A 9,275-nucleotide genomic window follows, 5' to 3' on the forward strand; every position below is an offset into this window, starting at 1 on the left:
ATTAATACTTTATTTTCACTTTGAATTGCCGTAAGTTTAAACCATCAGAAAAATACTGAATCTTAATCAGAATTATCATTTGCAAAAACAGTGAGCACTGTGCAATTAGGAGATACACAATGGCATTATGGGGCGGTAGATTTACCCAAGCAGCAGACACGCGGTTTAAAGATTTTAACGATTCTCTTCGTTTTGATTACCGATTGGCTGAGCAAGACATTGTGGGCTCAATTGCCTGGTCTAAAGCTCTACTGTCGGTCAACGTATTAACAGAAGAAGAGCAGCAGAAGCTTGAGTTAGCGCTGAATGAGCTAAAACTTGAGGTGATGGAAGATCCTGAACAGATTCTACGTTCTGATGCAGAAGACATTCACAGCTGGGTTGAGCAACAACTTATCGGTAAAGTCGGTGATTTGGGTAAAAAGCTTCACACTGGCCGTTCTCGTAATGACCAAGTGGCGACAGACCTGAAATTATGGTGTCGTCAGCAAGGTAACCAACTACTGCTAGCGCTTGATCGTCTGCAGAGCCAAATGGTTAATGTTGCTTCTCAGCATCAAGGTACTGTGCTTCCTGGCTACACTCACTTACAACGTGCTCAGCCAGTAACGTTTGCGCACTGGTGTTTGGCTTACGTTGAAATGTTTGAGCGTGATTACTCGCGTTTGAATGATGCGATTAAGCGTCTAGATACATGTCCGCTGGGTTCTGGTGCCCTTGCTGGAACCGCTTACCCGATGGACCGTGAAGAGTTAGCTCACAACTTAGGTTTCCGTCGTGCAACGCGTAACTCTCTAGATTCAGTATCTGACCGTGACCATGTGATGGAGCTGATGTCGATCGCTTCTATCTCTATGCTTCACCTTTCGCGTCTTGCGGAAGATATGATTTTCTACAACTCAGGTGAATCAAACTTCATCGAGTTAGCGGATACTGTGACATCAGGTTCATCTCTGATGCCACAAAAGAAAAACCCAGATGCACTAGAGCTTATCCGTGGTAAAACAGGTCGTGTATACGGTTCACTTGCTGGCATGATGATGACAGTAAAAGCACTGCCTTTGGCTTACAACAAAGACATGCAAGAAGATAAAGAAGGTCTGTTCGACGCTTTAGACACTTGGAATGACTGTATGGAAATGGCGGCGCTGTGTTTTGACGGCATCAAAGTGAACGGTGAGCGTACACTTGAAGCGGCGAAGCAAGGTTATGCAAACTCTACGGAACTGGCTGATTACCTAGTAGCGAAAGGCATTCCTTTCCGTGAAGCTCACCATATTGTTGGTGTAACCGTCGTCGCGGCGATTGCGAAAGGCTGCGCTCTAGAAGAATTAACCATCGCAGAGATGAAAGAGTTCTCTGAGGTGATAGAAGAGGATGTGTACGACATCCTGACCATTGAATCGTGTCTTGAGAAACGTAGTGCGCTAGGTGGTGTATCACCGAAGCAAGTGGCTTACGCGGTTGACCAAGCTGAGAAGCGTTTGGCGCAGCGTGATACCTCTATCGTTAAGGTTCGTCCTGCTCGTTTGACTGATATTGAAGCGTTGGAAGGCATGGTCGCTTACTGGGCGAATATGGGTGAAAACCTGCCTCGCTCTCGTAATGAACTGGTGCGTGATATTGGCTCATTCGCCGTCGCAGAACATCATGGTGAAGTGACCGGTTGTGCATCGCTCTATGTCTATGACTCTGGTTTAGCGGAAATTCGTTCACTGGGTGTCGAAGCTGGCTGGCAAGGTCAAGGTCAGGGCACAGCGATTGTTCAGCACTTGGTTGAGAAAGCACGCCAAATGGCGATTAAGAAAGTGTTTGTGCTGACCCGTACACCTGAGTTCTTTATGAAGCATGACTTCTTACCAACATCGAAATCTCTGCTGCCTGAGAAGGTACTGAAAGATTGTGACCAGTGTCCTCGCCAACATGCATGTGATGAAGTCGCGTTGGAAGTGAACTTAGTCGAGCAGATAATTGCTAAGGTTAATGTTGCATAACACCTTGATTTTATGGGCCCTAAAAAAAAGATCAAAAATCTGATCTTTTTGGGGAACAAACTAAGAAAAGCCCGGTCTATTTAAGTACCACTGCTTTTTCTTAGAATTTTCTAAGAAAGCCCCAAAACCGATTGGTTTTGGGGCTTTTTTCTATCTGCCGTTTGGCAAAAGGTAAGAGCTCGATAATTGAGATGATCGCCTGTCCTACAAATACCTCAGCTAACGCTTTTTGCTTTTCAAAGGCAGTACCAAAAACTTCATTATCCAATGTAGCGACAATAAACCACTGAATGCGAAAGCGGCCATCATCAAAGCAATGGCGTTGATGGTTTTTGGGTCTTCTCTGAAAAACAGCCACCATACTCCCCAACTTAATATCGACAACACCGTGAGCTGATTCATACAACGTTGGCAACGACCGAGTTTGTTGAAGATTTTTTCATTTTTATTGCAATGAAGACATGTCATCTTAGGCTTGATTCGCGTTATGCTTATTGCCCTGATAATAACACGTCACAAGATATTGGATCACGGTGACATAGAGAGAGAAGATCGATGATTGAGCGCCAAGAAACCAAGCAACGTATGAGCCGTATTGTTAAACACAACGGTACTATCTACCTATGTGGCCAAGTTTGTGCGGATGCAACAAAAGGCATTACAGAGCAAACACAGACGATGCTAGATAAAGTAGAAGCGTTACTTGAGCAAGCCGGTAGTGACAAAGAGCACATGCTGTCCGCAACCATTTACTTGAAAGACATGAAAGACTTCCAAGAAATGAACGCAGTATGGGATGCATGGGTTCCTGAAGGTCACGCTCCTGCTCGCGCATGTGTGACTGGCGACATGGCTCGTGAAGCACTACTGGTTGAGATCTCTGTGATTGCAGCTGAGAAGTAATTCTCTCGCATTTAGCGATAAGTAACGGTTTTAAGAGATTCCAGATACCTCGTCCCTCAGTTCTGGAATGACGGTTTAAGTTTTGGTTTAGTTGCTTAACTAAATCGACGTCATTCCGGAAAGCGACGAAGGAGCGTAATCGGTAATCTGTTATTTGCTCGTTGCCAAAAAACAAAAAGGAAAGCCAATGGCTTTCCTTTTTAGTATTTAATCTATGCGTTCTGTCTCAATCGACCGAGATTAACAACCTGGACCACAGTCTAGACAGTGTTTCACCATCTCTGGACCTAAGTGCAGTTTCGCGTTGAGGTCACGTAGCGCAGTTCGTACACCTTCTTCGATTACTGGGTGATAGAACGGCATATCTAGCATTTCAGAAACCGTCATCTTGTTTTGGTGTGCCCATGCTAACAAGTGCGCCAAGTGTTCTGCATTTGGTCCCATCATTTCAGCACCAAGGAAGCGACCAGTACCTTGCTCGCCGTAAACGTGCAGAATGCCTTTGTTGCGTAGCATTACTCGTGAGCGGCCTTGGTTCTCGAAAGACACTTCACCTGTTGCGAAACAACCACATGTACCTAAGCGTGTGGTGATCTCTTTGTAAGTTTCACCAACCATCGCGATTTGCGGGTCAGAGAAAACCGCTGAGATTTTAGAGCGGCGTAGGCCTGCACGAATCTCAGGGAAGCGACCTGCGTTGTCACCGGCAATGCGCGCTTGGTCTGCCGCTTCATGTAGCAGGGGCAGTTGGTTGCTAGCGTCACCTGCAATAAAGATTGATGGTAACGATGTTTGCAGTGTGTAGTGGTCTGCAACTGGCACACCGCGCTCATCAAGCTCTAGAGAGGTATTCTCTAAACCAAGTTTATCCGTGTTAGGACGACGACCTGTTGCTGCCAATACGTATTCAACGATGTTGGTTTCTAGCTCACCTTGCTTATTGATGAACTGAATTTCGACACGCGGCTCACCCGATTCAGTGGTAATACGCTTCATGCTTTCGATTTTCACGTCGGCATCGAGGTAGAACTCTTCATTGAAGGCTTTATCTGCGTAAGCCATTATCTCTGGGTCAGTTACTGGGCCAACTTGACCACCCAAACCGAACAGTTTGGTCTTCACACCTAAGCGGTGTAGCGACTGACCAAGCTCTAGACCAATTACACCTGGGCCAAATACGGCAACTGATTCTGGTAAATCATCCCAGCTGAACACGTCATCGTTAATGATTAGGCGGTCGCCAAGTTCATTCCAAACAGCAGGGTATGCAGGGCGAGAGCCGGTTGCGATAACAATACGCTTTGCCGTGATCACCGTGTGGTCATCAACTTGAAGTGTGTTGTCGTCTAAGAATTTTGCGTAGCCAGAGATTTTATCTTGCTCTGGGATCTCATCGACGCCTTCTAAAACAAAACCAACAAAACGGTCACGTTCAAACTTCACTCGGTCCATGACTTCACGACCGTTAATTACGATATCGCCTTGTGGGTGAACGCCAAAAGCCGGAGCTTTCTCGATTTGGTGTACGCTCTCCGCAGCTGCAATAAGCAGTTTAGATGGCATACAACCAACACGAGCACAGGTTGTACCGTAAGGGCCGCCTTCAATCATCACGACACTGTCAGTGTGTGCTTTTGCAGCGCGGTATGATCCTAGACCTGCCGTACCGCCCCCGATAACTGCTACATCTACATTGACTTGTTTCATAATAATTTTCTCGCAATGGCTAAATTTAGTTTGAACGAACCCCTCCAACTCATGTGATGTTTTTAGTGAGTCAGGATAGCGGGTCAGTTTTGTGGTTCTGTTTTATTAGGTTTAGCTTGTGACTGTGGTTAATGCGAGCCACAAGCTTGATTCACCCCGATAGGGTTAGCCAACCCACAAGTGAGTGGGTTAGCCTTTTGGCAGTGATTAGCCTAGGAAAGCTTCTAGCTCTTCGCTACCACCGATGTGTTTACCACCGATGAATACTTGAGGAACCGTTGTGCGACCAGAGATTGCACGTAGGCTTACAGTAGTAGCGTCTTTACCTAGTACTACTTCTTCGTAGTTTAGACCTTTGTCGATTAGGTTCTGTTTCGCTTTCATACAGAAAGGACAGCCAGGCTTAGTGAATACTGTGATTGACTCTTGCTCTTTGTGCTCTGGAGCAATGTAGTTCAGCATAGTGTCTGCATCAGAAACCTTGAACGGGTCGCCTGGTACATCTTCTTCGATGAACATTTTCTCTACCACGCCGTTCTTAACCAGCATGCTGTAGCGCCATGAACGTTTGCCGAAGCCGATGTCGTTTTTCTCAACTAGCATACCCATGCCATCTGTGAAATCACCGTTACCATCTGGGATGAATGTGATGTTTTCTGCTTCTTGGTCTGCTTTCCATGCGTTCATTACGAACGTATCGTTTACAGAAACACAAAGGATGTCATCAACACCGTTCTCTTTGAACACTGAATGTAGTTCGTTGTAGCGAGGAAGGTGGCTTGACGAACAAGTTGGCGTAAACGCGCCTGGTAGGCTAAATACGATAACTGTTTTGTCTTTGAATAGCTCTTCAGTCGTTACGTTAACCCATGCATCACCTTGGCGAGTTGGGAATGTTACTTGAGGGATTGATTGACCTTCTTTAGATGCAAACATATTGATTTCCTTAAATGATATTTTAATTTTGTTCTAGTAGAGCTTAACGCTTTTCGCTGCTCTGTTTCGTTTTGTTGAGCCCATTATTAGACAAATTCTTTGATAGCTCTAATCGTTTGATGTTATGGTTTTGATAGGTAAATTCTATCAAGAGCATTTTTCTTTTAAATGTTGCTATGAAAACCCTTGTTCTTATTAAACCTGAGGTAAGAGACTGATCATGAATATTCGTGACTTTGAATACTTGGTGGCGCTCGCAGAGCACAAACACTTCCGTAAAGCGGCAGAAGCGTGCTTTGTCAGTCAGCCAACACTAAGCGGTCAAATACGCAAACTAGAAGATGAAATCGGACTTCAGTTAACCGAGCGTAGTCCAAGGAAGGTCATATTTACAGAATCAGGGTTACAACTTGTTGAACAAGCCAAGCGTATTCTCAACGAAGTGAAGACTTTTAAGGATATGGCGAGTGGTCACGGTGAAGCGATGACCGGACCAATGCATATTGGCTTCATTCCAACCGTGGGTCCTTACATTCTGCCTAAGATTGTCCCTCATCTTAAAGAGAGCTTTCCTGAGTTAGAGCTGTACCTGCATGAAGCGCAAACTCATCAATTAGTGAGCCAATTGGAAGATGGCAAGCTGGACTGCTTAGTACTGGCAGCGGTTGATGAAACGGCGGTGTTCAAAGAGATTGATGTGTATGACGAGCCATTAAGTGTCGCGGTTCCATGTGACCATGAATGGGCTCAGCAGGACACAGTAGATATGCTTCAACTCAATGGACAGACAGTCTTAGCACTTGGTGACGGTCACTGTTTAAGAGACCAAGCTCTAGGGTTCTGTTTTGCTGCGGGAGCAAAAGATGATGAGCGCTTTAAAGCGACCAGCTTAGAGACGCTGCGTAACATGGTTGCGGCAGGCGCGGGGATTACCTTGCTACCTCAATTATCAGTACCAAAAGAAAAGCAGAAAGATGGTGTGTGCTACGTACCTGCGGTAAACCCAACGCCTTCGCGTCGCATTGTGGTTGCGTACCGTCCGGGCTCTCCATTGAAAGGGCGCTTTGAGCAACTGGCGGAGACGATTCGCACTCAATTGGAAAAGGTCGTTTAGCTTAACCTTCGCACAGCAGATATTAAAAAAGGGTTGATATGAATTCATATCAACCCTTTTTATTTGCTTATGTTGCTAGGTTTAAAGAACTGCTTAGAACAGTTCTTCTACCGTTTCACCTGAAGAGGTGGAGTAGATATCATCATTGAAACGCTCAGTGATGTACTCAGTTGGCTCAGTGCCTTTCTCGAAGTACTCAAACATTGATGAGCTATCGTACTTGTTGGTCAGTAAGCCTGTATCACGGTCAATACGAACACGAACGATGTTTTCTGGAATCTCTTTACGTTGTGCTGGAACGCCTGCCAATGCCGTACCCATGAAGTCTACCCATGCAGGTTCTGCTGTCTTAGCACCAGCTTCCGCACCTGTAATCTGGTTCTTACCAAGGTTAGAGTTCGCTTTAGTACGACCTAGGTTACGATTGTGGTTGTCAAAACCAACCCATACCGTTGCAACCATGCCTGGGCCATAGCCGCTGTACCAAGTATCTTTCGAGTCGTTAGTTGTACCTGTTTTACCGCCAATATCACGACGTTTCAGTGGTTGAGCACGCCAACCTGTACCGTTCCAACCTGTACCCGCACTCCAATCACCGCCGCCCCAGATGTTGCTGTACATCATTTCACGAACTAGGAATGCGTTCTGCTCAGAGATAACTTGAGGAGCGTATTGAACTTTCGCATCCACATCTTGCTCGGCAAACTCATCCGCCATTGGATCGGTCGTGATGGTTTGTTTGCAATCTTCTTTGCAGACAACTTTTGGTGTTGCTTCAAACTCAGTCTCGCCAAATGGAGTCTCAACACGGCTGATGTAGAAAGGTTCAACGTAGTAACCACCGTTAGCGAATACTGAGTAACCTTGCGCTACTTTCATTGGCGTTAAGCTACCAGCACCTAGTGCAATAGTTTCAGAACGAGGCACTTCATCGATATCAAAACCAAAGCGAGTTAGGTAGTTGCGAGTGTCATCTAAACCAACTTCACGCAGTACACGTACCGCCATTACGTTTTTCGACTGAGCTAAGCCAATACGTAAACGAGTAGGGCCGATGTAAGTTGGTGGCGAGTTCTTTGGTCGCCATGCCGTACCTTGGCTCTTATCCCATTGGTTGATTGGCGCATCGTTGATAAGAGAAGCCAGTGTTAAACCTTTCTCAATCGCTGCTGAGTAAATGAAAGGCTTGATACCAGAACCCACTTGACGAATAGATTGCGTCGCACGGTTGAATTTGTTGTGTACGAAGTTAAAGCCACCGACCATCGACAACACAGCGCCGTTGTTCGGATTCATTGCTACGAATGCAGTGTTGGCATTCGGCACTTGGCTTAGGCGCCAAACTACCGGAGTATCAGATTCTGCAGTTGCTGACTCTTCTGTTGCTTCCTCAGAGACTTCGTCACCTGTGATCGCTTCATGACGAACCCAAACTTGTTCACCAACCGCAAGAATCTCTTTTGCTTGAGATGGAGCTGGGCCTTGACGGTCGTCTGTTAGGAACTTACGAGCCCAGTTCATACCTTGCCATTCGATAGTGCCTTCGCCTTGATTCTTCACCCATACTTGAGCGCTTTTTGAATCAACAGCAGTCACTACTGCAGGAACTAGGTCACCGTAGGTTGGTTGAGACTTAAGGTGTTTCACGATCTTGTCGTGGTCCCAAGCCGATTGAGCGGTTTGCCATAAGACTTTTTCAGCACCACGGTAGCCGTGACGCTCATCGTAGTCAAGCAGGTTCTTAATCGCAGCTTGGTTTGCCGCTTTTTGCAGCTTCGAATCAACGGTTGTGTAGACTTTCATACCAGAGGTGTATGCGTCTTCACCGTAGCGTTCAACCATCCAAGCACGTGCCACTTCTGCCACGTATGGTGCGCTCAGTTCGATCTCTGCACCGTGGTACTTTGATACAAGCTGTTCATTGCTTGCTTCATCAAACTCGGCTTGAGTGATGTATTTCTCGTCGAGCATACGACGCAATACAACGTTACGACGGTTGGTCGCGCGTTCAATAGAGTAGATAGGGTTCATGGTTGAAGGTGCTTTTGGCATACCTGCTAGGGTCGCTAGTTCACTCAGGGTTAGATCCGGAAGATCTTTACCAAAGTAAACGCGTGCTGCAGCGCCGAAACCATACGAACGGTGACCAAGGAAGATCTTGTTGACGTAAAGCTCCATGATCTCTTCTTTGCTAAGCAGTTGCTCAATATGGATCGCAATGAAGATCTCTTTAATCTTACGCATGATCTTTTTCTCATTGGATAAGAAGAAGTTACGCGCAAGCTGCTGAGTAATGGTACTCGCACCTTGTTTTGCCGAACCCGACATTGCTACTACGATAGCTGCACGAGTAATGCCGATTGGGTCAATACCAGGGTGTTCGTAAAAACGGCTATCCTCGGTAGCAATCAAAGCCTCAACTAAGTGGCGAGGGATCTCGTCATAAGTCACTGGAATACGACGCTTTTCACCAAATTGAGAGATCAATTTACCGTCTTGGCTGAAGACCTGCATCGGTGTTTGGAGTTCTACGTCGCGCAAAGTGGCAACATCAGGCAACTCTGGTTTTACGTAGTAATAAAACCCAAAAATTGTACTGACTCCAAGAATCATGCAAATCA

At 46.0% G+C, this 9,275-nt stretch carries 7 protein-coding genes; 3 read left to right on the forward strand and 4 right to left on the reverse strand.

The annotated features are described in order from the left end of the window. Window positions 1–119 precede the first annotated feature (119 nt). Window positions 120–1,994 (forward strand): argininosuccinate lyase, encoded by a 1,875-nt coding sequence (argH, locus tag BCT81_RS08370; RefSeq protein WP_004737153.1) that lies wholly within the window; start codon window positions 120–122, stop codon window positions 1,992–1,994. A 219-nt stretch (window positions 1,995–2,213) separates the two neighbouring features. On the opposite strand, the gene BCT81_RS08375 is transcribed toward argH, so the two are convergent. Continuing rightward, window positions 2,214–2,462: a DUF3624 domain-containing protein gene (locus BCT81_RS08375; protein ID WP_102423825.1), complete on the reverse strand. Its 249-nt coding sequence runs from the start codon at window positions 2,460–2,462 to the stop codon at window positions 2,214–2,216. Window positions 2,463–2,549: 87 nt separating this feature from the next. Between BCT81_RS08375 and BCT81_RS08380 the strand changes: the two genes are divergently transcribed. Further along, entirely contained in the window at window positions 2,550–2,897 is a 348-nt protein-coding gene (locus BCT81_RS08380) for a RidA family protein (protein ID WP_004737155.1), read from the forward strand. A 240-nt stretch (window positions 2,898–3,137) separates the two neighbouring features. Here BCT81_RS08380 and BCT81_RS08385 read toward each other — a convergent pair whose 3' ends face one another. Both BCT81_RS08385 and BCT81_RS08390 read right to left on the reverse strand, forming a co-directional pair. Then, entirely contained in the window at window positions 3,138–4,604 is a 1,467-nt protein-coding gene (locus tag BCT81_RS08385) for a dihydrolipoyl dehydrogenase (protein WP_102423826.1), read from the reverse strand. A gap of 207 nt (window positions 4,605–4,811) precedes the next feature. Next, window positions 4,812–5,540, reverse strand: coding sequence for a glutathione peroxidase (locus tag BCT81_RS08390; RefSeq protein WP_004737157.1), 729 nt, complete (start codon window positions 5,538–5,540; stop codon window positions 4,812–4,814). 220 nt (window positions 5,541–5,760) lie between these two features. Between BCT81_RS08390 and oxyR the strand changes: the two genes are divergently transcribed. Next, window positions 5,761–6,654: a DNA-binding transcriptional regulator OxyR gene (gene oxyR / locus BCT81_RS08395; RefSeq protein ID WP_004737158.1), complete on the forward strand. Its 894-nt coding sequence runs from the start codon at window positions 5,761–5,763 to the stop codon at window positions 6,652–6,654. A 93-nt stretch (window positions 6,655–6,747) separates the two neighbouring features. On the opposite strand, the gene BCT81_RS08400 is transcribed toward oxyR, so the two are convergent. After that, entirely contained in the window at window positions 6,748–9,273 is a 2,526-nt protein-coding gene (locus BCT81_RS08400; protein WP_241908183.1) for a PBP1A family penicillin-binding protein, read from the reverse strand. Between the last annotated feature and the right edge of the window lie 2 nt (window positions 9,274–9,275).

The organism is Vibrio sp. 10N.261.52.A1 (assembly GCF_002876325.1).
Lineage (GTDB): Bacteria > Pseudomonadota > Gammaproteobacteria > Enterobacterales > Vibrionaceae > Vibrio > Vibrio chagasii.